Origin of the sequence: Salinimicrobium tongyeongense, from assembly GCF_026109735.1 — a bacterium.
In the GTDB taxonomy this organism is placed as follows: domain Bacteria; phylum Bacteroidota; class Bacteroidia; order Flavobacteriales; family Flavobacteriaceae; genus Salinimicrobium; species Salinimicrobium tongyeongense.
The window spans coordinates 3,312,043-3,338,382 of record NZ_CP069620.1; the positions used below are offsets into that span (position 1 = coordinate 3,312,043).

A 26,340-nucleotide genomic window follows, 5' to 3' on the forward strand; every position below is an offset into this window, starting at 1 on the left:
AAAATCAATTTGGCCAGAAGCTGGTTTTATAGTAGTAAGATTTTCACAACTCACAGTCTTTTTTCCAAACTCCGCTTAAAAATATGGATTACTCTTACTTTTCGGGACTGATACAAAACGTTGCGCTGCTGCTGGTATTCAGCTTTTTGTATGCTACCCGGTGGATTAATTCTACCTATTCCAAAAAGTTATGGCCCAATGTTTTTGCGGGTATCATTGTGGGCGGCATTGGCATTTTACTCATGTTTACCCCGTGGACCTACCAGCCCGGGCACTACTTTGACCTGCGAACAATTCTTCTGGCCATAGCAGGCTTATACCTAGGGGCTATTCCCACCATAATCGCCATTGTAATTACCGCAACTTACAGGTTGTTCCTGGGAGGAAATTTTGTTTTGGTTGGGGTTTGCCTTATCGTAATTTCAGGTTTAACGGGTATAGCCTGGAGGTATTTTCAGCAAAAAAAAGGCGGCAAAAACAGCATTTTATCGCTGTATTTTTTCGGACTGATAGTGCATATTTTTATGTTGCTGTTACCTATAGTTTTACCTTCAGAAGGTTCTGTGGCTATGGTGAAATTCATGGCTGTGCCCATTCTTGTCATATACCCCGTCATCACCGTACTGCTTGGGGTTCTTATGAACCGGCAGCTGGAAATCTGGAGAAACCGAAAAGCCAAAGACAGGTTATTCGAATCTGAGCAGCGGTTTACGCAAATGATGCTCGATATCAATATGGTGTTCATCAACCTGGATAAAGACCGAAAGATTATTTTTTGCAATAAATACCTGCTAGATATTACCGGGTATACCCAGGAAGAACTGGTGGGGAAAAGGTCTATAGATATTTTTGTGCCACAAGAAGAGCGGGAAATTACAGAGCAGGGGCTTAATGAACTGTTTGACAACAACCGGAACCTGCATCGTTTTGAAAGCAAGATCCTCACAAAAAATAACAGGGAACTATATATCTCCTGGTACAACTCTGTAGTTTTTGATGATTACGGAAAAATTGCTGGTATAGCCAGCCTTGGGGAAAATATTACCGAGAAAAAAGCCACTTTTGACAGCTTAAGGGAAGCAAAGAAAAAAGCAGAAGAGAGCAACCGTTTAAAGAGTGTTTTCCTTCAAAATATAAGTCACGAAATACGGACTCCTTTAAATGCCATTATGGGGGCCATAAGCCTTTTAAAACTACCTTCGGCAGATCAACAGATGCGTGAAAAATATTATGAAGTCCTGCGAATAAGTGGTGCTAGACTGCTCGCTACAGTAAACGACCTCATTGATATCTCACAGGTGGAAACCCAGCAGATAAAAGTAAACAAGTCCAAATTCAGTCTTTCTAAGGTATTGACCAATCACGTAAATGTTGCCGGCCCCATAGCCGAAAAAAAAGCTAATAAGATTATATGTACCAGCAAATATCTTCAAAGCAATACATTTTTGTATACAGACCGGAATATGCTCAACAGCATTTTTATCAATTTAATAAGCAATGCCAATAAGTTTACTTCAAATGGTACTATAGAAATTGGCAGTTATGACGAGCACGGCGATATAGTTTTCTATGTTAAAGATAACGGGATTGGGATCCCCGAAAATCGCCTTGAGGTAATTTTCGACAGGTTTGTGCAGGCCGATTCCAGTTTGAGTCGGTCGCATGAAGGTTCGGGCCTGGGGTTATCTATAGCCCTGGCTTATGCCGAAATGCTTGGCGGCAGCATTTGGGTAGAATCTGAAGAAGGAAAAGGCAGCACCTTCTATTTTAATATTCCAAAGGATGAAGTTTACCTTTCGGAAACCGACACAGACCAAGAAGAAAGTGATGCAAAACTGCTGCCAGATCAAAAAATCCTTATTGCTGAAGATGATAAGCTGAATTATCTCATTCTGAAAAAGATAGTAGAAAATATTGGAATTTCTGAGATTTTACATGCAGTTAACGGCGCAGAAGCCGTTGAAATGGTAAAAAACAACCCTGATATTTCTTTGGTGCTCATGGACATAAAGATGCCCGAAATGAGTGGGGAAGAAGCAACTTTAAAAATAAAGGAATTCAACCAGGCTCTCCCAATTATTGCCCAAACAGCCTTTGCAATGCCGGGCGACCGGGAAAGATATCTTGAGATGGGTTTTAGCGATTATATCCCAAAACCCATAGATAAAAATGCTTTGATTAAATTATTACAGAAATATTTAAATTCGAGTTACCAGGATGTGACTGGCCAATAAGCATGAGAAAACTGATCTTTTATATTTTGCCGGTGATAATTTTCCCCTGTAACCAAACTGAATCTTCTTCAATTGCTGCGGAAAAATAACCAAGTAATTTCCAATTTTAGGAGGTGAAAGAAAGTTTTTAAATGCACAAGGCGGCAGGCAGACCTTTGAATTCTGGTCAAAATAAGAAGATTCAGCTTTTGACGGGGATGCTTATATTTTAATAACAAGCATATTAATATATTTGCACTATAATTTATATTATGTAAAATAGAATAATTCGTAACCTTATAATTTCTCATCCTCTTTGGCCTCTTCACAATCTCATTAACCCAATTAAATATTCTATACCTGTAAAAAATAGCGCCTTTAGTGCAGGCTGGATTCTATAACAAGGCGCAAAAACTTCTTTATGCAATTCAATTTCAGGATTCTCAGGAAAACAGATTTTCATTAATTAAGGTCAATCTATTTTAATCCAGATTCCGTTAGCGTTCCACAAGTTTGCCATCATATGAAATATGTTCCCTCTGTGACGAAGTTACTGATGTTCGGGCTACGCCATTGCTAAAAATAGTGATTTGGAAATCCAGGTTCTCTGTGTTCCTGTTTCCTTCAAAAGAAAGTTCCACAGCACCTTTTTCCGGTTTTTCCTTTATCTTCAGCTCTTTGGGAATGCCTTTAAATTGTATTGCGCCATCGGCATTATAACCGCCTCCGGCATATCTCTCACCAAAAAACGGAAGAATAACTTCTACTGTATCTTCCTCAAATTTGATGCGGTTGGGGTTGCCAATCAGGTTTACCCTGCTGTATTGTGAAGGATTGGCCCAATCGTTTTCAATCTCAAATTCCAGGTCCCTGATATCTTCCACCAATTCCCTATATTCAGGTTCATTGGCCATGTTTTTTCCTGCACTTCCGCATGCACTGATAACTAGCGCAAAATACACTACTATTGCCGGCAGCTTCAGTGTTTCAAAATACCTTTTCATCATTAGTTTTATTTGATCTAATTTACTAAAAACAAGTGTTTTAAGTAGTTTTCCGAAGATAAAAATGATTCAGCAATTCCATAAGGATAAGCGAAAAAAGCCCTGCATTCACAGGACTTTTTTTAAAATTCATTCTTGTCCGGCAGCAGAAACCAAGACTTTACTCAACCCATATGGACTAAATTACTCGTAAATTTTTTGTCCTAGCTTCTGTTGGATTTATATAAATGTACTTGGTGTGTGCTATTTTACCTGTTTCCGGGCGTTATCGGTAACGGTATTTTCCTTAACAGCATTCACTTCCTTATTCTTGAGCTGCTCCTTGAATTCATTAATGATACCTCCTTTTAGAAGTACCTGGATTTGCCGGTCACTCATGCTGTGTTTGGTTTCTATCTCTACCTTCTCCCCGTTGGCTTTATCAATTACCACTTTGATGTTATTTCGGTTTTTCACATCTTCCCTCAAATTAAGGAGGTTTACCTGGTCTCCCTGTTCAATTTTGTCATAATCGGCAATGTCTATAAACTCCAGGGGTAATATTCCGAAGTTCACCAGGTTCTGCCAGGCTATACGGGCATAAGAGTTGGCAATCACTGCAATTTGCCCCAGGTATTTTGGTGCAAGTGCCGCATGTTCCCTGCTCGAACCCTGTGCATAATTGTCTTTGGCAACCACTACATGGCCTCCGTAATGATCTTTTGCTTCCTGGGCCCGGTCATAAAAACTATCGTCAATAACCGAATAAGAAAACTTACTGATCTCTGGCAAATTACTTCGGAAAGGAAGTACCTCGGCCCCTGCCCTTAAGATCTCATCGGTAGAAATATTGTCACCCATTTTCAGTAAAACCGGCACATCACAAGCCTCTCTTAAAGGCTCAATATATGGCAGGGACTTAATATTAGGGCCTTTTTTCAGTTCAATATTTGAGCCGTCTTCTGGTGGTGCCACCAGCATCATGGTATTAATAAGTTCCTTTTCGGGATATTCATATTTGGGGTACTTCATATCGTAGAGCTTCTCAAGGTCACGCGGATCGGTGATTTTTCCGGTTAAAGCCGAAGCTGCCGCCGTTTCGGGGCTACACAAATACACCTGGTCATCTTCAGTTCCCGAGCGGCTCGGGAAATTGCGCGGCATGGTTCTCAGGCTAATGGTGTCAGAAGCCGGTGCCTGGCCCATCCCAATACATCCCATACAACCCGATTGGTGAAAACGGGCTCCGGCTGCAATCAGTTTTTCAAATCCCTTATTAGCAATCAAATTCTGAATGACCTGCCGGGAAGTCGGGTTAATGTCAAAAGAGACTTCTTCTCGCGTGGCTTTTCCATCTACAATGGCACCTGCAACCCAAAAATCCCTCACCCCGGGATTTGCCGAAGAACCAATCACCACCTGGCCAATGTCCATGCCTTCCACCTCTCTTACCGGCACCACATTTCCGGGGCTGGTAGGCTTTGCAATTAACGGAATAAGCTCATCGAGCACGATCTCGTCTTCCAGGTCGTAAGTACAGCCCTCATCGGCTATAAGTTCAGTCCAGTCTTCTTCCCTGCCCTGACTCTTCAAAAATTTCCGGGTCATTTCGTCACTGGGGAACACCGTGGTGGTAGCGCCAAGTTCGGCCCCCATATTGGCAATCACATGCCTGTCCATCGCGCTTAGTTCTTTAAGCCCTGGGCCGTAGTATTCAATTACTTTTCCCACTCCGCCTTTCACATCGTAACGGCGCAGCATTTCCAAAATCACATCTTTTGCACTCACCCAATCGGGCATTTTTCCGGTAAGCTTCACCCCCATTACCTGTGGCATTTTTACGAAATAAGGCTGCCCGGCAATGGCTGCAGCCACATCCAGCCCTCCGGTCCCTATGGCCAGCATGCCCAGAGATCCGGCTGCGGGAGTGTGAGAATCTGATCCCACCATGGTTTTTCCCGGTTTTCCAAAACGCTCCATATGTACTGGGTGGCTCACGCCATTACCCGGCCTGCTGTACCAGATGCCAAATTTCTGGGAAGCCGAAAGTAAGAACGCATGGTCATCGGCATTCTTAAAATCGGTTTGTAAAAGGTTGTGGTCTACATATTGTACGGCAACTTCAGTTTTTGCCTTATCGAGCCCCATGGCTTCGAGTTCAAGCTGCACCAGCGTACCTGTGGCATCCTGTAACAAAGCCTGGTCAATTTTTATTCCTATCTCCTTACCCGGAGTCATTTCCCCCTTGAGAAGGTGTTCTTTGATCAATTTTTGGGTAACGTTGTATTTTGACATTTTGTGAAGATTTAATTCCTTTTAAATTATCAAAAATCCCGCGAAACGGCGGTTCCTTTAACAATATCTTATAGGTAGCAGGATGTTCCCGCCCCTTTCGAAAACAGAAAAAGGACTATCCGAAAAGCACCTTCCATATACGTTTGCCGGAACTTCTAAGGCTCATTAGATCTTAAAAATTGAAGCCAACGCGAAAATACTTCAGGGAGTAGTCCCGTTCTGCAATTAAAAACCGCCACAAGACTTTTATAAAAGACCGGTGGCGGCAACTATTTTATTATTTGCTGTTTGTTAGAGATTTGGATTATTTCCGCCTTCTCCTGTGTTCCCTAATTTCACGATAAGGTCTTTTTGCTGCCCTTCAGAAAGGTTGAATTTCGGTTTTCCTTTATAAGGGAAAAAATACCTGAACTCTCTCATATAAGTCCTCCAGGTTTCTCCCATGCCGCGGTTTTTGTTCTCACTTCCGGTATCGGCCCGCTTAATATCGTCACCTTCCTGGTCATAAGCGGTGGCCTCTACCGTATTTCCGGCGAAGATCATGCCCTCATTGATATCAGAATAAATCACTGCCGTTTCTCCACTTTTTGAAGGAAAATCGGTTAAATGTATAGAAAAGTGCTTAAAAATGTCATTTTTGGAATTGATATCGCGCACATTGAAATCGAGGTTTGCATTGTTCACCGGATGGCTGAAAATTGGCGCCCCGCCTGCATCTTCAGAAATTTCTTTGAGGGGTGCGTAAGTATTTTGAAGGGCGTCTTTATGGGTCACAAGAATTCCTTTGATCTTGTAACCTTCCTCAACCAGGTGTTTAATCCCTTTTTGAGCCCCCGGTGCAGTAGTATCGATTAAGAGCATATCCTGCCGGTTCAAATGCCTTATGGCATAACCCTGTGCCCCATTTTCCATTTTAATAATAAAGGTATCGGGAATCATTTTGTGGAATTTTCCCGCTTCGGCCTGTTCAATGAATTCAGCCGACTGGCTGCTAATAACTTCCTTCTTATCTACACTCTTCATTTATTATTGTTTTTTGGATTCAATTAAAGATACAACCGCACCCAAAATCGTCCAAAGGCCTTAAGAGTGTTTAACTGTGGTTTCACAGTTAATTAACGACAGGCTGTAGGCGTAGAATTTGCCGTGGCCGCTAAGGGAAAAATGCCTGAAGCAAAAGCCCTTTTTCCCTGTCAAAAAAGGCATTCCAAAGCGGTCTTTTTTAAGCTGAAGCTGTTCCGGTTTCATTTTAAAACCTTCTGAAACCAGCTGTTTAAGCTGCGCTTTCACTTCGGAAGGAGAGGCTTCAAAAATGGCATTTTTGACACCCGAACCTCGATTTTTTTCTGCGGAAGTATGCACAAACCCTGAAGTAATTTCCGAAGAAGTGAAATAAGCCGAATTTTCGACCTTCACCCGGCCAAAAGCTGAAGTGGAAGTAAATTCCGTTAGTTCACACCTCTGCGCCAGCCAGTTGAGGCGGGGTGCTAAATTGTGTTCCCGCTGATGCGCCTTGTAGGCAGCTTCTTTCATGCTCCATAAAAGCCACACCATAAGACCGGGCCGGGTTGATGTGAGAATGCAGCTTTGTTCTGCGGGAGAAAAGACCCTGTCTAAAAAGCCTTTTCGGCGCCAGTTACTTTGCCGCGCCGCCAGTTCCAAATCTACCACATCATTGCCTATCACTGCTCGTGCTGCTTGGTCTTTATGATCTTTACGGCATCATCTACGGTGAGCATATTGTCCATAGCATCATTGTCTATGGCAATATTGAATTCATCTTCCACATCAAGTACAATATCTACCAGGTTGGCCGAATTGATCTCCAGGTCTTTCACGAAATTCGTGTCTTTGCCAAAGTCCTGAAAAGCCAGATCATTCTGAACATAAGGTTTCACGATCTTTTTAAGGCAGTAAATTATTTCTTTTGTTTCCATTCTTTTGGTTCAAAGTTTAAAGTTTAATGTTCAAAGTTTTCTGACCACTTCGTTCTATTCTTGGAATTTTTACATCATCTGAATTTACTAAAAATTGCCACGGCATTCACATCTCCAAACCCGAAACTTGCTTTGGCTACCAGATTTACCTCTCTAAAAATGGATTTCTGCGGAACTTTTTCCCGGCCGGCAATCTCTTCAATTTCCGGATGCAGGTCTTCAGAATTAATATTTCCGAAGAGAAAATCTTCAGATACCTGGAGAATACTCGCTACGCTTTCAACACTTCCGGCAGCGCTAAGGCAATGTCCTGTGAGGCTTTTCAAACTATTGATATACGGGAAATCTTTTCCTTTTAACTCAAGAGCTTCCCTCCAGTTCTTAACTTCTGTAGCATCCATGGAGGTTGCGGTAAGGTGGCCATTAATGGCATCGAGTTCTTCGGGATGGACCCCGGCGTCAAAAATGGCATTTTTGATACATCTTTTCACCCCTTCAGAATTTGGAGCGGTCATGGAACCCTTATTTCTTTGTCCGCCGCTGTTTATATGGCCTCCAAGAACTTCAGCATAGATCTTCGCGCCCCTTTCGAGCGCCGATTCCAGGTCTTCAACTACCACCGCCCCTGCCCCACTCCCGGGAACAAAACCCGCGGCCGACCCGCTCATGGGTCTCGATCCGGCTTCAGGATCAGCGTTGTATTTATGCGGAAGGATTCGCATGGCATCAAAACCGCCCCACACGTAAGGCCCGCTGTCACTACAACTGCCTGCTAGGATACGTTCGGCCTTCCCGGCCCGTATTCTGTCGGCTGCCATTAGTATAGCTTCTGTACCAGTAGTGCAGGCCGAGGAATTGGTGGTGACCTGGTTGCCGCAGGCGAGCTTGCTGTTGAGATAGGCACTAACCCCGCTGGCCATGGTTTGAATTACGCTCGTGCTTCCAAGCCTGCGGGTGTTTTTGTCGTCAATTAAATGAATGGCTTCGCGGAATTTATCCACGCCCAATATCCCGGTGCCAAATATGATCCCGTTATCCCAGTCTGTTTCTGCTTCGGGGCCTAGCGGCAAGCCTGCGTCTTTCCAGGCATCAACACCCGAGATCACTCCGTAAACAATGCCGCTGCTGTTTAGCCCGCGCAGCTCCAGGTTAGTAAAATAATCTTTCAGCATTTCCTCCGGGATTTCAGGTTTTCCGGCAATCTGGCACCTGAACTTAAGGCGCTCGAGTTCTGGCTGAAATTTTATTCCGCTTTTGCCTTTTTTGAGGGCTTCAGAAAATGGAGTTAAGCCTACGCCGTTTGGAGCGGCCACGCCCATTCCTGTAATCACCACTCTTCTGTTCATTCCGCTTTTATCATTCCTGAAATTTCCCCTCTGCATACGAGCTTTTCTTCAGCATTAAACATGTGTACCTTGCATTTCAACTTATTGAACCTGAAATAAACCTTTTCTGAAACCACAGTCACTTTTTCCCCCGGCAGCACCGGTAAAAAATAATCTATTGATTCATTTGACAAAGCCACACCAAAATTTTTTAATTCTTCATTCTTCAGCAGAAAAATTCCGAGGCAAACCACGCCAATTTGCGCCATACATTCTGTGAGAATTACTCCCGGCGTCACCGGATTATCTTTAAAATGTCCCCGGTAAAAATCAGCTTCTTCCTTAAAAGTATAGGTGCCTGAAATGCCATTTTCAGACACCTCTTTTAGTTCATCTACAAAGAGGAAAGGTTCTGAATAGGGAAGTAAATTTATTAGAGATTCAAAATTCAAGGTTCAAAATTCAAGATTAAAAACTGCCAACTTATAACTGATCACTGCCCACTTATAACTGATCACTGCCCACTTTATTTAAGGTGTTCCCCACCGTTAACCGGAATTATGGTACCTGTGATCCAGCTGGCTTCATCTTTGCTCAACAAATAAACAGCATTGGCAACATCGGCCGGTGTGGTGAGCCTTTTGAAAGGATTTCGCTTTAAAGCATGCTGCCGCAGGCTTTCATAACCCGGAATCAATTCAAGAGACCGCGTTACCGTAACCCCGGCCTGAATGCAGTTTGCCCGAATGCCTTCGGGGGCAAACTCGAGCGCAATGCTTCGGGTTATGGCTTCCAAAGCCACCTTGGCTGCCGAAACTGCCGCATAATCTTTCCAGGCCTTGATATTGCCTTCGCTGGTGAAAGAGAGTATCCTTGCATCTTTTGCAAACAAACCCGCATCAAAAATAAGCCTCGTCCAGTCGTACAGGCTAATCGCCATGGCATCTATGGTCTGTTGAAAATCGTCATTTTTTAAGGTGGGTTCTTTTCCCAGCATAGACTTCAGGTTTCCCTTGGAAATGCTGTGCAACATGGTACGGACTTTCCCCGATTCCCCAAGAATTTCCTGCATTTCCTGTTTGATCTCTTCCCTTCGGTCTTTGCGGGTGGCATCGCGATTAAAGGAATGCAGCTGTACCCCCAGCCCGCGAATCTCGTTAAAAGCCGATTTTATCTCGGGCAAATCATCTTTCCGGTCCCGGTGCACCACCAGGATGTTCATACCGTGCCGGGCCAGTTTTTTGGCCGAAGCAAAACCCAGGCCACTGCTTCCGCCAAGTACCAGGGCCCAGTAATTCTTTCCTTCAAATTCCTTTACCATTCTAAAAGTATTTTTTGAGCCGAAAAGCCGGGGCCAAAGCTTAGCATAAGGCCCTGTTCCCCTTTCTCTTTTGGCCGGTTTAAAAACCTTTCCAGGACATAGAGTACGGTTGCGCTGCTCATATTGCCGTAAAGCCGCAACACTTCTTTGGTGTCATCTATATTCTTACCTAATTTACCAAAAAGATCTTCAACCGTTTGCACAATTTTTTTTCCGCCGGGATGAAAAATTAGATGGTCTACTTTTTCAATGGAAGAATTGTGCTTTTTGAGGAACGGATGGATGATCTCTGGAAAATGATCGGCAATGGTTTGTGGCACTTCCTGATCAAGCAGCATTTTGAGACCGGAATTGGTCAAATCAAAACCCATCATGTGGGTGGCGTCAAAAAAATGGTACATATCATCCCCCAGTATTTTTGGCCCGGGGGCATCTTCTTCCGAAGACATTAACACACAGGCTGCGCCATCTCCAAAAATTGCAGCACTCACCATGTTGGCCATCGAGAAATCATCAAGCTGAAAAGTAGCCGTAGGGCTTTCAACGGCAATAACAGCAGCTCTCTTCCCCGGGTTGGCTTTTAAAAAATTATTGGCGTAGATCATCCCCGAAATCCCGGCGGCACAACCCATTTCGGTGACCGGCAACCTGGTAATATCCTGCTTCATTTGCAGTTCGTTGATGAGAAAAGCGTCTAAAGAAGGGATCATGATGCCGGTGCAGCTCACGCTGATGATATAATCTACAGAATTGGCTTCCCAACCGGCTTGTTCCAGAGCCTTTTTTAATACTTTGGCGCCCAGTTTTTTAACTTCCCTACTGTAAATACGGTTCTTATCTTCAAAAGAAGTCGCCGTAAAAACTTCGGAAGGATCCATGATAGAATATCGTTTATCTACAGCAGCACCTTCAAAGATCTTAACCACTTTTCTTTTGAACCGCTCCTCCTGCCCGTCGAGCCAGGTTTCCACAAAGGGAATTACCTCTGCGGTTTCACGTGAGTAAGGCGGAAGTTGTTTTGCTACTGTGGCTATTTTTACGCTCATGTTTTTATTTGTATAAGATCCATTGATATCTAAATGCCCATTTTTCATTGATCTCCTGGCGGCTCGGCTCGAGATCTTTTCCCAATGCCTGCAGTTCCTCCTTTTTAAAACTTCTCAAGATCGAGGTGAGCCCATCTTTACGGTTGATCTCCCGAATCCCAAAGGCCAGGCAAAAGACCTTAAAAAGATAATAGGCACGCCGGCTTCTCTTGAGATCATTTATGACGACCCCTATTTTCGCTTTCTGAACGAAAACCTTCATCAGCTTTTTGATCTCTTCATTAGAAAAGTGGTGCAGGGTTAAGGTACATAAAATTATATCGGCTTCCAGAGGTTTAAATTCTTCAGAAAAAACATCCATGCCTTTGAAAGAAACCTCGGGATAAGAAGACAGGTTTTTTTCGGCAATTTCCCTGGCATTCCTGTTAGCGTCTATGCCCGTCAATTCAAATTTCTGGCCGGTCTCACGGCCTAAGCGCGCCACTTCTTTAAGTACGCTGCCGTTGCCACAGCCCACATCAATGATCTTTACCGGACTCCTAAAACTGGCATTTTTGAGAAGTTTTTCCACACCCTGCAGGGTGATCTTATTGCCGCCCAGCCAGCGGTTCACCTTATCGAGATCCTGCAGCGTTTTTTCCAGCTCCTCACCCCGCATATCGAGATCGTCCATAATCTCTTTTTGGGCAGATCTTGTTTGAGTATTAACCATTATACGATGGGTTTTCCGTGGGTTTGTTTTATGATTCCCGGCAGCACAAATGGAACTTTCGAAATTATGGCCTGGGAAACTTCTGCCAGTTTTTCTTTTAAAAGCAGCTTTTGCAGCAAAGATGCTGTCTTAAATCTCCTGCGGAACATCTTTTCCCACCGCTGCTTATAAGCTGTCTCCATTTCTGCCCGCTTAGTACCATTTACAAAGTGATCCAAAATTTCTTCGGAAGCTATTTTGGCACTGTGAATCGCTATGGCCATCCCGTTACCGCACAAGGGATGTATTAGCCCCGCCGCATCTCCCAGCATAAGCATGTGATCTTTAACGGCTTCTTTTTTGCTGAAGGAGACTTGTGCAATAGTGAGCGGTTTTTCAAACACCGGCGAAGCTTCAGCTAAAAAACTATCCAGAAAGGGGTTTTTCCGAAGCACTTTTTTATTGAACTTTTCGGGGTCTTTAAAAGTCCTGAAGCTTTTGTAGGTGGCGAGATAACACATGTTAATGTGATTATTTTCGGTTTTTGAAAGTCCGCAATACCCGCCTTTAAAATTGTGCAAACCTACCAGGTCATCAGGAAAATCCTTCAGGCGGTAATGATTTTTAACTGCGACCCAAGGTGCTGATTCTTTAAAAAAGTTACGATCCAGGTTCTTATCGAGCAACGACCTTTTTCCGAAGCTGCCAAGAACATAATCGGCCTTGTACTCGGCTTCTGTTGAAACTACTTTAAACTCACCTTCCAAAAATGTCATTTCGAGCAGCTTTTCCCGGAGTATTTCCACGCCGTTGGCTTTGGCAGTTTCAAAAAGCAGGTTGTCTAATGCGTAACGGCTCACGCCCAGCGCGCCCATGGGTAAAGTGAGGTCAATTGCCTTTCCGGAAGGCGTACTGTAGCATAATTTGTCGATTTTTTTAGCTTTTAGCTCCCGCCACGGAATTTGAAGCGCATTAAAATAAGGAACCACCTCGCGGGACAAATATTCGCCGCAGACTTTATGCCGCGGAAAAACATCCTTCTCAAAAAGAGTGATTTTTTGCCCTTTTTGAGCCAGGTGTATTGCAGCTGTTAAACCTGCGAGCCCGCCACCTGCGATGATGATTCTGTTGGTCATTTCAGGAATTTATGTGGTATAAAAAAACCCGGAAAAACCGGGTTTTTTACTTTGAACCGGATTCTTAATTTCCGGCCTGTCTTCTTGCTTCTTCTTTTAGTTCTTCGTTGGCAACAATTGCAAGCTCTACCCTGCGGTTCTTGGAACGCCCTTCTACAGTAGAATTGTCATACTTTGGCTGGGATTCGCCATACCATTTGGTGTCGATCCTTCCGCCGGAAATTCCCTGGCTGGTAAGGAAGTTGGTTACAGCCTGCGCCCTGTTCTTAGAGAGCGTAAGGTTATAGGCATCGCTACCGGTACTGTCTGTATGGCCTTCAACCAGAATATTAGTATTGGGATATTCCTGCAAAATATTGGCTAATTTTTGAAGTGCTTCACGAGACTGCCCTTCAATGGCATACTGGTCTGTCGCGAAATACACCCCGCTGGTCTCATCAAAGGTCACGTTAATACCTTCACCCACTCTTTCTACTTCGGCCCCGGGGATTTCCTGTTCAATCTCCTGGGCCTGTTTGTCCATTCGGTTACCAATATAGGCCCCGGCGGCACCACCTACAACACCACCTATAATGGCGCCAAGAGCGGTATTTCCGTCTCCTACATTATTACCCACAACCCCGCCAAGCACGGCACCACCTGTGGCACCTATAACGGTTCCTTTTTGTTTATTATTGGCATTTCTTGTAGCATCACAGCCAACTAACATTACAAGGGCTGCAAATAAAAAAGCAAATAATCTGTTTTGTCTCATTTTCATAGTATTCTCAATTATTTATTAAAGTTCATTTTAATTGTAAATGGTTTACCTTCAAAGCTCACTGTTTGCTCCCAGGTCATTTGACTGCCCGAGAGATGAGTAAGGTTGATCCTGTACCCCGTATTACCGGTAACCGATTTATGATCGGAATTGGTAGGTTTGAACATGAGGTCATAGTTACCCATTGCGGCGTTAGACCCGTCGATTGACCAGATAAAGAATTCGGTTTCTGATGGGCAATTAAGCCCTGAAACCACATAAGAACCTGTGTTGTTATTAGAAATAAAGTTCCAGGTACTGCCTTCAAGACAACGGGCAGGAATATCATTTAAAAGGGACACCTGAACATTTTGGCTGTTTCCGGGATAAGTGATACTGGTTAACTGCCAGTCGCCATTCATGGTTGCCCTGGCCTCATTTGCCACCTTGCCGGAACCGCAGGAGACAAGAAAAGCCACACTTAAAATTAAAAAAACAATCTTTTTCATGTTTCTGTTTTTACTGAGTCAAAAAAAATCCAATGCCAGGGTTAGAAACCTTTATGACATTGGATGATGCTGTCTACAATTATCTTCTGAAAAGCCTACTTATCAATGCGATCACGAGTAACACAAGGAAAATGTAAAAGATGATCTGCGCAATATCGGCAGCTCCTTCAGCAATTCCTCCGAACCCAAAGATGGCGGCAATAATTGCAATGATTAAAAAGATAACGATTAATCGTATCATAATTTAAAGTTTTAGTGATTAGTTGTCTCTAAATTACGTTGCGACCTCGCGGCAGACAAAAGATTATTACTTATTTAACAAGTTTTTTGTAAAGAAATCCTAACAAAATCAACATACCGCCAATTCTTTCTTAATACTTCAATAATTCCAGGATCTTCTCTTCAAACCGCTTTTTTGGAAGGTAACCTTCTTCAAGGGCTTTAGAAAAAGGAATGGGCGTTTCAAGACTGCCCACCCGCATCACCGGAGCATCGAGAGCTTCAAAGCAATTTTCGGCTATCATGGCAGCAATATCAGAGCCAATTCCGCCAAAGACGCTGTCTTCCTGCAGGATAATTACTTTCCCTGTTTTCTTTACCGACGAAAATATGGCTTCAGTATCCAGCGGCTGCAGGCTCCTTAGGTCAAGTAGATCGGCATTGATCTCCGGGTGGTTCTCAAGGGTCTCCAGCGCCCAGTGCACTGCGGCCCCAAAACTTATTACAGTGATATCTTTACCTTCTCGCAGCAAAGCAGCTTTTCCGAAGGGCAAAGTGTAATAGTCTTTGGGTACCTCCTGCCTTATGCTGCGATAAAGGGCCTTGTGTTCAAAGAAAAGTACCGGGTTTGGATCGTTAAAAGCCGTGTTCAACAAGCCCTTGGCATCATAAGGAAAAGCCGGATAAACCACTTTTAAACCCGGAGTCTTTGTAAACCAGGCCTCGTTGGTCTGGCTGTGAAACGGGCCTGCGCCCACACCCGCCCCGCAAGGCATCCTAATCACCACATCGGCATTCTGGTTCCAGCGATAATGCACCTTGGCAAGGTAATTCACTATGGGATTGAAGCCCGAACTCACAAAATCGGCAAACTGCATCTCTACCATAGCTTTCATTCCTTTAATTGAAAGACCCATCGCGGTTTCTACGATCCCCGATTCACAAATGGGAGTATTGCGCACCCGTTCGGTTCCAAACTCCTCCACAAAATTTTCGGTAATCTTGAAAACGCCGCCATATTCGGCAATATCCTGCCCCATGAGAACCAGGTTGCCATGCCGTTGCATAGACTGCCTTAACCCCTGGGACACAGCATCTATGAACCTGAGCTCTTCAGTTTCTTCGGAATGACTAAATGACTCATAATCAAAGTTTTGATACACATCATTTAATTCTTCAGTTTCACTGAAATCAACAGCAGCTTCAGAATTTGCCTTTTTGAGATCTTCATCGATCTCCTGCTTGATTTCGGATTTAAACTGAATGTCAAGATCTTCAGAAATAATCTTTTGAGAAATGAGGAATTCCCTGAAGTTATCTACGGGATCTTTTACTGCCCACTGCTCCATCAGCTCATTGGGCACATATTTTGTGCCGCTGGCTTCCTCGTGACCCCGCATCCTGAAGGTCTTGAACTCCAGTAAGACCGGGCGCGGATTTTGCCTCATACTTTCGGCTAGTTCTGATACCTTTCCGTAGACCTTTAAAATGTTATTCCCATCAATAATATGAGATTCCATTCCATAACCGGCAGCACGATGGGCTAGATGTTCACAGTTGTACTGTTGCGAAGTTGGCGTTGAGAGTCCGTAGCCGTTATTTTCCACGCAAAACATCACGGGCAGCTGCCATACAGAGGCAATGTTGAGGGCTTCGTGAAAATCACCTTCACTTGTGCCGCCTTCCCCTGTAAAAACCGCAGTGATTTTTTGCTCTTTTTGAAGCCTGTGCGCAAGGGCGATACCATCGGCAACACCAAGTTGTGGCCCCAGATGAGAGATCATCCCCACGATTTTAAACTGCTGCGTACCAAAGTGAAAGCTGCGATCACGGCCTTTGGTAAAGCCAGATGCTTTTCCCTGCCACTGGCTAAAAAGCCTGTACAGCGGGATTTCCCTGGCTGTAAAGACGCCAAGATTGCGATGCATTGGCAGGATGTATTCATCTTTTTCCAGAGAAAGCGTGACGCCAATAGAAATGGCCTCCTGCCCTATTCCGCTAAACCACTTCGATATTTTTCCCTGGCGCAACAGCACCAGCATTTTCTCTTCAATAAGCCTGGGTTTAAGCAATTCCCTGTAAAGGTGAAGAAGTTGCTCATCTTTAAAACCTGTCCTGTCAAATTCTATAAGAGGTTGAATTGAAGTTTCTTTAATTTTCATAATTAAGCATTGGTTCCTCAAATGTACTTAAAATAGGATTCCTTGTTATTAAGAAAATTTTAAAGCCCGTTACACTCTTCTTATTTTATTTAACTTTGTGTGGTATCTAAAAATGATCCTATGGAAATGAACAATATACCCAGTGTTGACCTGGCCGACTTCCTGTCTGACAACCCGCAGAGAAAGCAGAAATTTGTAAATGAGATTGGTAAGGCTTATGAAGAAATAGGTTTTGTTGCCTTAAAAAACCACTTTTTGAGCGACAACCTGGTAGATGAGCTTTACAAGGAAGTGAAGAATTTCTTTGCCCTTCCGCTTGAAACCAAACAGAAGTATGAAATTGAGGGTCTTGCAGGGCAACGCGGATACATTTCCTTCGGAAAAGAGCACGCCAAAGGTAAGAAAGAGGGAGATCTTAAAGAGTTCTGGCATTTTGGACAGGAACCTTCAAAAGATGCAAATCTCACCGAAAAATATCCTGAAAACGTGCAGGTAGAAGAGCTGCCCGATTTTAACCACACCGGAATGGAAGCCTACAGAATGCTGGAAAAAACCGGAATTTACGTGCTACGCGCGCTGGCACTATACATTGGTCTTGACGAGTTTTACTTTGACCACTGGGCCAGCAACGGGAACAGCATTTTAAGGCCCATACACTACCCTCCTATTACCGAAGAGCCTAAAGGCGCGGTAAGGGCCGGGGCTCATGGAGATATCAACCTTATCACACTGCTCATGGGTGCATCTACGGGAGGCCTACAGGTATTGAGAAAAGACGGGGAATGGATAGACGCAATTCCGCAGGAAGATGAGCTGGTCATTAACGTGGGGGATATGCTGGAGAGACACACCAATAACAAACTGAGAAGTACGATACACCGGGTGGTGAATCCTCCAAAAGAGCAATGGAGCACCCCTCGCTACTCCATTCCATTCTTTATGCACCCGCGTAGTGAAATGCCACTAAATTGTCTTGAAGAATGTATTGATGATGAACACCCAAAAGCTTACCCTGATATTACTGCCGGTGAATTCCTTCATCAAAGACTGGTGGAAATAGGACTCAAAAAATAGTTTTTTTATGGCTAAGAAAAAGATGGGGCTTGAAGACCTGGGAGGATTTGTTTTCTCTACAGATAAAAATTTTGATCCCGAAAGCCTCAATGAAACAGAACAGGAAGAAAGCCCTGAACCCAAAGACCAGCTTTTAGAAGCCCATTACAGCTCTAAAGGCCGGGCAGGTAAGAAAGTTACCGTGGTAAAAGGTTTTATTGGCACACAAGAAGATCTCAATGCCCTTGGAAAAGACCTCAAAAAAAAATGCGGCGTTGGCGGCTCTGTTAAAGATGGCGAAATTATAATTCAGGGAGATGTGAGAGATAAAGTAATGTCTTACCTTAGAGAGCTTGGATACAAAGTAAAGCGCATTGGCGGCTAAAGAGTTTTTATGGAGGAGAAGAAAATATTACATATTACCAACGGGGACGACCTTTCTGAGCAAATCACAAATCTGAAACTCCCGGGAGATGTGATCACCTGGAGGGAAATGCTGTGCGAAGGCCCTGCCTCTATGGATGTGGGAGACGAGGAATTTGTGCTGCGCCGAAGGACTTTCCTTTTAGAAAAATACAATATTTCTGAAGAGCAGTACCAGGAAGAGTTTTTGAGCGAACTGGCAAAACTGGCAGCTATTAACAACTATGACGAAATAGTGCTGTGGTTTGAGTTTGATCTTTTCTCACATATGAACATGCTCGCCCTCATCAGTTTTATGCTTCAGAATAAAAAAGACGGGCCTTTCTCTCTGGTGTGCAGCCGAAAGTTAAAAGGAGAAGCAGAAATGACCGCCCTCTCCCAGCTTTCAGACAAAAACCTGAAAGAACATTACAATCACCGAATTCCGCTTGAGAAAGCCGATATTCAAACCGCCCAGTTGATCTGGGAACTGTACTGCAGCAAAAATCCAAAAAAACTGACTTCAGAAATAAAGAAGACTACTAACTTCGAATATTTATCCAGTTCCATTAGGGCACATATTGAGCGTTTCCCCAATGTGAAAACCGGTTTGAATACTTTGGAGGTCAATGTTCTAAAGCTTATTGAAGAACACGATATTAAATCCATGCACCACCTTTTAGGTTATGCCCTTCAGTATCAGGGCTATTACGGCTACGTAGATGTGCAAATGCAGCGAATACTCGATAAACTAAGCCCTTTCTATGAAACTTCAGAAGATAAATTAAAACTGAACGAAGATGGCATCAAAGCACTTAAGGGCACCAAAAATTATTACCAGAACTTAAAAGATGATGAATATTACGGCGGCGTAAAAAAGTACGACTTCCTCTACGACCCCGTTTCTCACAATCTACTAAAATTATAACATGAACCATTTAGCAGCCTCAGAACTAATTCTGAACAAAGACAACAGCATATACCACCTCAATTTAAAACCCGAACACTTAGCCGAAACCGTTCTTCTGGTAGGCGACCAAAACCGCGTAGATAAGATCACAAAATACTTTGATGAAGTTGAAGTAGCCGTTAAAAAAAGAGAATTCCACACTCAAACCGGAATTTACAAAGGCAAAAGAATCTCTGTGGTTTCAACAGGAATAGGCACAGATAATATCGATATTGTACTCAACGAACTAGACGCCCTGGCAAATATCGACTTTGAGAGCCGGGAGATGAAAGCTGAACAAACCAGCCTCAATATTATTCGTATTGGAACTTCGGGCTCTATTCAAAAAGATATTCCGGTAGATTCTATTGTGGTAAGTGAAATGGCAGTTGGTTTTGACAACCTTCTCCACTTCTACCAAAGCGATGACGTACAGCTCCAGGATTTTAACGAGGCTCTGGAAGATCACCTTGGCACTTACGAGAAAAACAGCAAGCCTTATGTTGTGGCGGCAAATCCTTCCCTCGTAAAGCAGTTTATGACCGGGCAGGTGTTTGCAGGATTTACAGGTTCAAACGCCGGGTTTTATGCGCCCCAGGGCCGTGTGCTTAGACTGGCTTTGAGAGATGACAATATGAAAGACAAACTGGCCAGCTTTAGCTTTAAAGGCAAAAAGATCACCAATCTTGAGATGGAAACTTCTGCCATTTTCGGGCTTTCGGCCATGCTGGGCCACAAAGCTTTATCGCTTAATGCCATTATCGCAAACCGCGCTACGGGCAACTTTACCAAAGACGGTGCAAAAGCCGTAGACAACACAATTCGCTATGCCCTGGAAAGGTTGGTTTCAGCCTAATCTCATTTAACAGAATATTAAAAGCCATCGCACCTCATATTTGTATTTTTGGGGAAATCCCTCCGTATGTTAAAGCCTGAAGAGAAAATTAAAAGGCACCGTGATCTAAATTGGTTAAGTTTTAATGAGAGAGTGCTGCAGGAAGCACAGGATAAAACCACACCTCTTTATGAGCGGCTAAAATTCCTGGCCATTTTCTCGATGAACCTCGATGAGTATTTTCGGGTTCGGGTGTCCCAGCTTCGGCAAATGAAAAGGGTAGAAAAGAGCATCAGGAAAAAGCTTGCCTTAAAGCCGAATAAGACCGTAAAGCAGATCCTTAAGGAAGTTAGGGAACAGCAGGATAAATTCGGCAGGATATACCGCGAAGAAATTATCCCCGAACTGGAGACCGAAGGCATATACCTGGTGCATCGTGAAGATTACAACGAGCAGCAGGAAGAATTTGCACGCCGGTATTTTAAAAAGGTGCAGAAGTGCATTAATGCCACTACCATAAACTCTTTTGGCGGCGAAGAGCTTTTCCTGGAGAATAACGGCCTGTATTTCATGGTCTGTTTCAAAGATAAGGCTGAATTTGGGATTGTAAATATCCCTACAGACGAATGTGAAAGGTTCATCACTTTTTCTTCGGAAACAGAGGAGTATAAAATATCATTTTTGGATGATATTGTAAAAGTGAATGTGCCGAAGCTTTTTCCTGAAAAGGAAATTTCAGGAATTTACGAGATCAAGCTTTCCCGCGATGCCGAACTTTATATAGACGATGAAGTAGACGGGCTGCTGGCCGAGAAGATCTATGAATCCCTTCAACAGCGAACCGATGGGCAGCCCACCAGGTTGCTTTACGATTCCAACATGCCCGCCGAAGATCAAAAAATACTTCGGAAGCGCCTTAACCTGGGAAAAATTGACATGATGCCCGGGGGCAGGTACCACAACTTTAGTGACTATTTCTCTTTCCCGGATCCCACGAATAATGCGGCACTTCATTATGAAAAATGGACAACTGTAAAGCATTCGGTTTTGGAGAAAGCCGAAAATTATTTTGAGGTTATCGCCAAAAAAGACCAGTCGGTGCATTTTCCCTACATGTCTTTTGAATATGTAGAACGCTTTATACAACAAGCCGCACATGACCCACAGGTAAAGGAAATAAAAATTTCCATTTACAGGATTGCCGATGAATCGGTGGTGACTTCTGCCCTGCTCTCGGCACTCAAAAATGGCAAAAAACTCACTGTTTTTATTGAAGCCAAGGCCAGGTTTGACGAGAAGAACAATATTGACTGGGGCCGAAAATTTGAAGAGGAAGGTGCAAGAGTGATCTACAGTTATCCAAAGATCAAGGTACATTCCAAGATCCTGCTGGTAAGCCGGGAAGAAAATGGCACACTAAAAGACTATGCATATATTGGCACCGGGAATTTTAACAGCAAAACTTCCAAAATATACTGTGACCACGCCATTTTCACGGCCCATGAGAAGCTAACGAGTGAACTTTCGCGGGTTTTCCTGGTGCTTGAAGGCGAATTGATCATACCACGGGCAAAACGTTTGCTTATTTCGCCATTTTCGACAAGAAAATCTTTTGCCGACATGATCAACAGGGAAATCGAGAATGCCAGGCTGGGCAAAAAAGCAGGAATTAAGGCTAAGATGAACAGCCTCGAAGATAAGGAGATCATAGACCTGTTGTACGATGCCAGTGAGGCGGGAGTGAACATCAGGTTGCTGGTGAGGGGCTTTACCTGCCTTGTGCCGGGCATTGAAAACCTTAGCAGCAACATCTACATGACCAGCATTGTAGATCGCTTCCTGGAACACGGCCGAATTTACATCTTTGAAAATGACGGAAATGAAAAGCTCTACTTTGGAAGTGCCGACTGGATGACGCGAAACCTTGACCGCAGGATAGAAGTGATCGCCCCTATTTATGATAAGGATATAGCGCAGGAATTCAAAGACATCCTTGAAATTCAGTTTCAAGACAACGTAAAAGCCAGGATACAGGATTCCGAAGAAAAGAATAATTTTGTAGGCGCGAGTCCGGGTGAGAAAAAGATCAGGTCACAATACGAAATATACAAGTACCTAAAAGAAAAACATGCCCCATGAGAAACATTCAAGTTGGCGGAGTCCCAGAACATTTCAACCTGCCATGGCACCTTTGTATTGATGACGGAACCTTCAACAACAATGGTCTGAACCTTAGCTGGCGCGATTTTCCCGACGGCACAGGGGCCATGTGCAAAGCCTTAAGAAATAAAGAGATTGATGCTGCCGTTATTCTTACTGAAGGCATTATCAAAGACATCTTAAACGGAAATGAGGCAATTATTGTGCAGGAATATATCGCTTCTCCTTTAATCTGGGGAATACATGTGGCTGCTGAATCAAAGCTTGAGTCGGTTGAAGACCTGAAGGATCAAAAAGTGGCCATTAGCCGGTATGGTTCGGGTTCTCACCTCATGGCTTACGTAAATGCCCGAAATATGGGCTGGGACACCTCAAAACTCGAATTTGAAGTAGTGGGCGACATCAACGGGGCTGTGAAAGCTTTACAGGAGGAAAGAGCCGGTTATTTTATGTGGGAGCATTTTACCACGAAACCTCTCGTAGACGAAGGAGTATTTAGAAGAGTTGGAGATTGCCCCACCCCCTGGTCCTGCTTTGTAATTGCCGTAAGAAAAGACTTTTTTGAGACAGACCAGGCAGGAATCCTCACCATGCTCAAAACTCTGAACCAGGTCACTAAAAAATTTAAGGAAATCCCTAAAGTTGAGCTCGCACTAGCTAAAAAATACAATCAAAAAGCAGAGGATATTGAGCAATGGCTTAAGCTCACGACCTGGAGCCAAAAACAAATCTCTGTGCTTGAGATCCAGAAGGTACAGGAACAACTCCTGGAACTAAACCTTATCCCGGAGACCAAAGACAGCTACTATTTTTTACCCCAATAAATGATTATGAAAAAGATCAATTTTTTGTCATTTTTGACACTCCTGCTTTTTGTGACACCGGCCATGGCCCAGGAAGAAGCATTTTTTCAGGATACCATTCAAACTGAAATAGAACCTGCATTCCAGGAAGATATCATCTTTAAAAGGGATACAACCAAAAGCGAAGCACAGCTCAATGTGCTTAACCTCTTGGTCTTTGGCGCGCTTGATGTGGGGTACGAACACCTTATTAGCGACCACACCTCTGCCGGGGTCGAGTTCTTCTCAAAAGTCTTCAACAAGAACGAAGGCGAGGATGTAGACCTTTCTGAAGTCTATTCCAAAGATTTTTCAATTACCGGAAAGTTTAAGTATTTCCTGAAAGACGACCAGGTTGGCCGCGGCTACTATGCCGAAGTTTTTGGGATGTTTTCAAATGGCGAACATGAGAATGATATAAAATTAACTAATGAGGCTGGAGAACTGGAGACGCAGGAAAAGTTGGTGGAATATACCGATCTCGCCTTTGGAATAGGTGTGGGCGGAAAATTTGTAGCAAAACAGGGATTCCTGATCGATGTATCTTTTGGAATTGGCAGGAACCTGTTCGACAAATATTCTCCAGATATCGTTCTGCTCCCAACAGTGAACGTGGGTTACAGGTTCTAGCTACCAGGCTATGGGCTCTTTGCCTATAGACATTAGAAACTCGTTGGTTTTACTGAAGTGTTTGTTCCCAAACCAGTAACCCCTGTTGGCCGCTAACGGAGACGGATGCCCGCTGGTAAGCACTAAATGTTTTTTGGAATCGATTTTGCGGCCTTTCTTTTGTGCCGGGCCGCCCCAAAGTAGAAATACCAGGTTTTCCCGTTCTTGTGACAAAGTGGAGATCACGGCATCAGTAAATTTCTCCCAGCCTTTTCCCTGGTGTGACCCTGCCTGGCCCGCGCGAACCGTAAGGGTGGCATTCAGCATTAGCACGCCTTGCCGGGCCCAGTGTTGTAAATTTCCATGTTTAGGTAAAGGCGTGCCGAGGTCTTCCTTAATTTCCCTGAAAATATTTACCAGCGAAGGAGGAATTTTGGTTTCGGGTTGAACAGAGAAGCACAATCCGTGTGCCTGCCCGTAACCGTGATATGGATCCTGACCTATAATTACCACTTTAGTACCTTCAAAAGAAGAAAGTTCAAAGGCCTTGAATATGTTATCGGGATGAGGAAAACAGTGGTTCGCCTCATATTCGGCAGACACAAATTTTAGAAGATCCTTAAAATAAGGTTTTTCAAGCTCGGGATTTAACTTTTTTTTCCAATCTGGAGTGAGGTCAAAGGTCATATTATTGGTTAAATTGCAGCTTCCCAAAAATAGGGAAATTTTCTATGATTAAAATTACAGCTAAGACTCTTCAGGACCTCGAATTCCCCACAGTTTGCCAGCAGGTTAGCAGGTATGCGGTAACCGGGCCCGGTAAGAACAAAGCTCTCGAAATAGCTCCTTTTTCAAGTTACGAAGACACTATTTTTGCACTTCGGAAGACAAATGAATACGTTTCATCATATCAACAGGAAAGCCGTATTCCCAATCACGGGTTTGATGCGATAGAACAGGAAATAAAATTCCTGGGGATTGAAGAAACACGACTTGAAGCCCCCAGCTTCAGGAAGATTGGCTCAATTTCAGAAACATCGAACATCCTTATCAGGTTCTTTGAGAAGTTTGAGGAGATATATCCCTGTCTGCACAAAACGGCTTCCGAAGTAGAATATACTCCGTTGCTCATTGAGCAGATCAATAAAGTAATAGACCGCTTTGGGGAAGTAAAAGATGACGCTTCTCCCCTGCTCCAGGAGATCCGGAGAAAGATAGGGCATGTAAAAGGGCAAATCAACGCCAGTTTTGGGAGTGCGCTCACCCACTACAACAGCCTGGGTTATCTCGATGACATACGTGAGACCGTGGTAGACAATATTAGGGTGCTTGCAGTTTCTGCCATGCACCGCAGAAAGGTGAAAGGCGGAATTTTGGGAAATTCAAAAACCGGGAGCATTGTATACATTCAGCCTGAAGCCACCTACAACTATACGCGCGAGCTCAACAACCTGGAATACGAGGAAAATGAGGAAATAAAGAAGATCCTGAAGGACCTTACCAGCTTTATAAGGCCTTACCGCGGTTTGTTGATAGATTACCAGGAATTTCTAAGCAATATTGATGTGGTTGCTGCCAAGGCAAAGTACGGGATAGACATGAATGCCGTAATGCCAAAGATCTCGAAAGACCGCGAGGTTGAACTGATAGACGCTTATCACCCGCTGCTCCTGCTCACCAACAGGAAACAGAACAAAAAGACTTTTCCGCAGACCATTGAGCTGAATAAAGAGAAACGCATTATTGTCATTTCGGGGCCAAATGCCGGCGGAAAAAGCATCACCCTTAAAACCATGGGGCTTTTGCAGCTTATGGTGCAAAGCGGCTTGTTAATCCCGGTGCACGAGTACAGCAGGATGTGCTTTTTTGATAAGATCCTTACTGATATAGGCGACAACCAGAGTATAGAAAACCATCTGAGTACTTACAGCTACAGGCTCAAGAACATGAATTACTTTCTGAAAAAAGTTGATGAAAAAACGCTTTTTCTGATAGATGAATTTGGTACCGGAAGTGACCCGGAACTTGGAGGTGCTTTAGCCGAAACCTTTCTGGAAGTTTTCTATGAAAAAGAGGCTTTTGGGATCCTCACAACCCATTACGCCAATCTTAAAATGCTGGCAAACGAGCTGCCGCATATTATAAATGCCAATATGCTGTTTGATTCGCGCTCTCTTGAACCGCTTTACAAATTGCACCTGGGAGAGGCCGGAAGTTCTTTTACCTTTGAGGTGGCCCAAAAGAACGGAATTCCCTACAGCCTTATCAACCGTTCCAAGAAAAAAGTGGAACGCGGAAAAATAAGGTTTGACAAGAGTATTGCCGATCTTCAGAAAGAGCGGTCAAAACTTCAGAAAACCACCACTTCCCTTAAGACCAAAGAACAAAAAACCGAATCTGAAAAGAAGAAACTTGAAGAGACCAATGCCCGCATTCAACAGAAACTGGAGAACTTCCAGGAGTTGTATGACAGCAATCAGCGGCTCATCTACCTTGGCAACAAGATCAATGAACTGGGAGAAAAATATTTTCAGAATAAACGGAAAAAAGAACTTATTTCTGAATTCCTGAAGGTGATAGAGATCGAGAATTCAAAGCGGAAAAAGATTTCTGCCAAAGAGAAGAAGATCGAAAAAGCCAAAGAGAAAAAGGTGATGCAGGAAGCCGAGAAAAAGGTGGAAGAAATTAGAAAACAAAAAAAAGAAAAGCAGAAAAAAGAAGTAAAAGAAGAAGTTGCAAAGCCAAAGCCGGTGCTAAAGGTTGGGGACAGAGTACGGATGCAGGACGGGAAAGCCGTTGGCAGCATTGACAGTATTGAAAAAGGAAATGCCAAAGTAAATTATGGCATTTTTACCACCTCGGTCTCTGTAGATCAGCTCGAGCTGGTGCAACGAAAAAAATAGAAAAAGAAAAA

The 26,340-nt window shown here is 43.7% G+C and carries 25 protein-coding genes; 9 read left to right on the plus strand and 16 right to left on the minus strand.

All coding sequences use genetic code 11. From position 1 onward, the window contains the following. Positions 1-83 precede the first annotated feature (83 nt). Positions 84-2,234 carry a hybrid sensor histidine kinase/response regulator gene (locus JRG66_RS14725; protein ID WP_265163521.1) on the plus strand — a complete coding sequence of 717 codons (2,151 nt, stop codon included), beginning with the start codon at positions 84-86 and terminating at the stop codon, positions 2,232-2,234. Positions 2,235-2,710: 476 nt separating this feature from the next. Here the strand turns inward: JRG66_RS14725 and JRG66_RS14730 are convergent, their stop codons facing one another. The 15 genes from JRG66_RS14730 to JRG66_RS14800 all read right to left on the minus strand — a co-directional run bounded on the left by JRG66_RS14730 (position 2,711) and on the right by JRG66_RS14800 (position 16,576). Beyond that, positions 2,711-3,220, minus strand: coding sequence for a DUF4251 domain-containing protein (locus JRG66_RS14730; RefSeq protein ID WP_265163522.1), 510 nt, complete (start codon positions 3,218-3,220; stop codon positions 2,711-2,713). Between the two features lie 240 nt (positions 3,221-3,460). Further along, positions 3,461-5,491, minus strand: a complete 2,031-nt coding sequence (locus JRG66_RS14735; protein WP_265163523.1) for an aconitate hydratase — start codon at positions 5,489-5,491, stop codon at positions 3,461-3,463. 291 nt (positions 5,492-5,782) lie between these two features. Beyond that, on the minus strand, positions 5,783-6,514 hold the full coding sequence (locus JRG66_RS14740) for a hypothetical protein (RefSeq protein ID WP_265163524.1): 732 nt from the start codon (positions 6,512-6,514) through the stop codon (positions 5,783-5,785). A gap of 60 nt (positions 6,515-6,574) precedes the next feature. Further along, entirely contained in the window at positions 6,575-7,177 is a 603-nt protein-coding gene (locus tag JRG66_RS14745) for a 4'-phosphopantetheinyl transferase family protein (RefSeq protein WP_265163525.1), read from the minus strand. Beyond that, positions 7,174-7,428 (minus strand): phosphopantetheine-binding protein, encoded by a 255-nt coding sequence (locus JRG66_RS14750; protein ID WP_265163526.1) that lies wholly within the window; start codon positions 7,426-7,428, stop codon positions 7,174-7,176. The genes JRG66_RS14745 and JRG66_RS14750 overlap by 4 nt, the downstream gene beginning before the upstream one ends. A gap of 74 nt (positions 7,429-7,502) precedes the next feature. Next, on the minus strand, positions 7,503-8,774 hold the full coding sequence (locus JRG66_RS14755) for a beta-ketoacyl-[acyl-carrier-protein] synthase family protein (protein WP_265165466.1): 1,272 nt from the start codon (positions 8,772-8,774) through the stop codon (positions 7,503-7,505). Beyond that, entirely contained in the window at positions 8,771-9,205 is a 435-nt protein-coding gene (locus JRG66_RS14760; RefSeq protein WP_265163527.1) for a 3-hydroxyacyl-ACP dehydratase FabZ family protein, read from the minus strand. The genes JRG66_RS14755 and JRG66_RS14760 overlap by 4 nt, the downstream gene beginning before the upstream one ends. A 74-nt stretch (positions 9,206-9,279) precedes the next feature. Further along, positions 9,280-10,074, minus strand: coding sequence for an enoyl-ACP reductase FabI (locus tag JRG66_RS14765; RefSeq protein WP_265163528.1), 795 nt, complete (start codon positions 10,072-10,074; stop codon positions 9,280-9,282). Further along, entirely contained in the window at positions 10,068-11,120 is a 1,053-nt protein-coding gene (locus JRG66_RS14770) for a type III polyketide synthase (protein ID WP_265163529.1), read from the minus strand. Before JRG66_RS14770 ends, JRG66_RS14765 begins: the two co-directional genes overlap by 7 nt. A gap of 4 nt (positions 11,121-11,124) precedes the next feature. Beyond that, positions 11,125-11,832: a methyltransferase domain-containing protein gene (locus JRG66_RS14775; protein WP_265163530.1), complete on the minus strand. Its 708-nt coding sequence runs from the start codon at positions 11,830-11,832 to the stop codon at positions 11,125-11,127. Next, positions 11,832-12,947: an NAD(P)/FAD-dependent oxidoreductase gene (locus JRG66_RS14780; RefSeq protein WP_265163531.1), complete on the minus strand. Its 1,116-nt coding sequence runs from the start codon at positions 12,945-12,947 to the stop codon at positions 11,832-11,834. The genes JRG66_RS14775 and JRG66_RS14780 overlap by 1 nt, the downstream gene beginning before the upstream one ends. Before the next feature lie 64 nt (positions 12,948-13,011). Further along, complete coding sequence (locus tag JRG66_RS14785; protein WP_265163532.1) at positions 13,012-13,707, minus strand: YiaD family glycine zipper/OmpA-like lipoprotein; 696 nt, start codon at positions 13,705-13,707, stop codon at positions 13,012-13,014. An 11-nt stretch (positions 13,708-13,718) separates the two neighbouring features. After that, the gene (locus JRG66_RS14790) at positions 13,719-14,195 is read right to left on the minus strand and encodes a lipocalin family protein (RefSeq protein WP_265163533.1); all 477 of its coding nucleotides are present in this window, start codon (positions 14,193-14,195) and stop codon (positions 13,719-13,721) included. A gap of 79 nt (positions 14,196-14,274) precedes the next feature. Next, positions 14,275-14,436, minus strand: coding sequence for a DUF1328 family protein (locus tag JRG66_RS14795; RefSeq protein ID WP_029033028.1), 162 nt, complete (start codon positions 14,434-14,436; stop codon positions 14,275-14,277). A 130-nt stretch (positions 14,437-14,566) separates the two neighbouring features. Then, positions 14,567-16,576, minus strand: a complete 2,010-nt coding sequence (locus JRG66_RS14800) for an alpha-ketoacid dehydrogenase subunit alpha/beta (protein ID WP_265163535.1) — start codon at positions 16,574-16,576, stop codon at positions 14,567-14,569. A 126-nt stretch (positions 16,577-16,702) separates the two neighbouring features. Between JRG66_RS14800 and JRG66_RS14805 the strand changes: the two genes are divergently transcribed. The 7 genes from JRG66_RS14805 to JRG66_RS14835 all read left to right on the plus strand — a co-directional run bounded on the left by JRG66_RS14805 (position 16,703) and on the right by JRG66_RS14835 (position 23,447). Continuing rightward, entirely contained in the window at positions 16,703-17,650 is a 948-nt protein-coding gene (locus JRG66_RS14805) for an isopenicillin N synthase family dioxygenase (protein WP_265163536.1), read from the plus strand. A 7-nt stretch (positions 17,651-17,657) separates the two neighbouring features. Next, positions 17,658-18,014 carry a translation initiation factor gene (locus JRG66_RS14810; protein ID WP_265163537.1) on the plus strand — a complete coding sequence of 119 codons (357 nt, stop codon included), beginning with the start codon at positions 17,658-17,660 and terminating at the stop codon, positions 18,012-18,014. Positions 18,015-18,023: 9 nt separating this feature from the next. Beyond that, positions 18,024-18,959, plus strand: a complete 936-nt coding sequence (locus JRG66_RS14815) for a DUF1835 domain-containing protein (protein ID WP_265163538.1) — start codon at positions 18,024-18,026, stop codon at positions 18,957-18,959. Between the two features lies 1 nt (position 18,960). Then, complete coding sequence (locus JRG66_RS14820; RefSeq protein WP_265163539.1) at positions 18,961-19,836, plus strand: nucleoside phosphorylase; 876 nt, start codon at positions 18,961-18,963, stop codon at positions 19,834-19,836. 66 nt (positions 19,837-19,902) lie between these two features. Next, positions 19,903-21,954, plus strand: a complete 2,052-nt coding sequence (gene ppk1, locus JRG66_RS14825) for a polyphosphate kinase 1 (protein WP_265163540.1) — start codon at positions 19,903-19,905, stop codon at positions 21,952-21,954. Further along, positions 21,951-22,799 (plus strand): substrate-binding domain-containing protein, encoded by an 849-nt coding sequence (locus JRG66_RS14830; RefSeq protein ID WP_265163541.1) that lies wholly within the window; start codon positions 21,951-21,953, stop codon positions 22,797-22,799. Before ppk1 ends, JRG66_RS14830 begins: the two co-directional genes overlap by 4 nt. Before the next feature lie 6 nt (positions 22,800-22,805). Continuing rightward, entirely contained in the window at positions 22,806-23,447 is a 642-nt protein-coding gene (locus JRG66_RS14835) for a hypothetical protein (protein WP_265163542.1), read from the plus strand. Here JRG66_RS14835 and JRG66_RS14840 read toward each other — a convergent pair whose 3' ends face one another. Beyond that, positions 23,448-24,113 carry a uracil-DNA glycosylase gene (locus tag JRG66_RS14840; protein ID WP_265163543.1) on the minus strand — a complete coding sequence of 222 codons (666 nt, stop codon included), beginning with the start codon at positions 24,111-24,113 and terminating at the stop codon, positions 23,448-23,450. Between the two features lie 44 nt (positions 24,114-24,157). Here JRG66_RS14840 and JRG66_RS14845 point away from each other — a divergent pair, with 44 nt between their 5' ends. After that, positions 24,158-26,329, plus strand: coding sequence for an endonuclease MutS2 (locus JRG66_RS14845; RefSeq protein ID WP_265163544.1), 2,172 nt, complete (start codon positions 24,158-24,160; stop codon positions 26,327-26,329). Positions 26,330-26,340 lie beyond the last annotated feature (11 nt).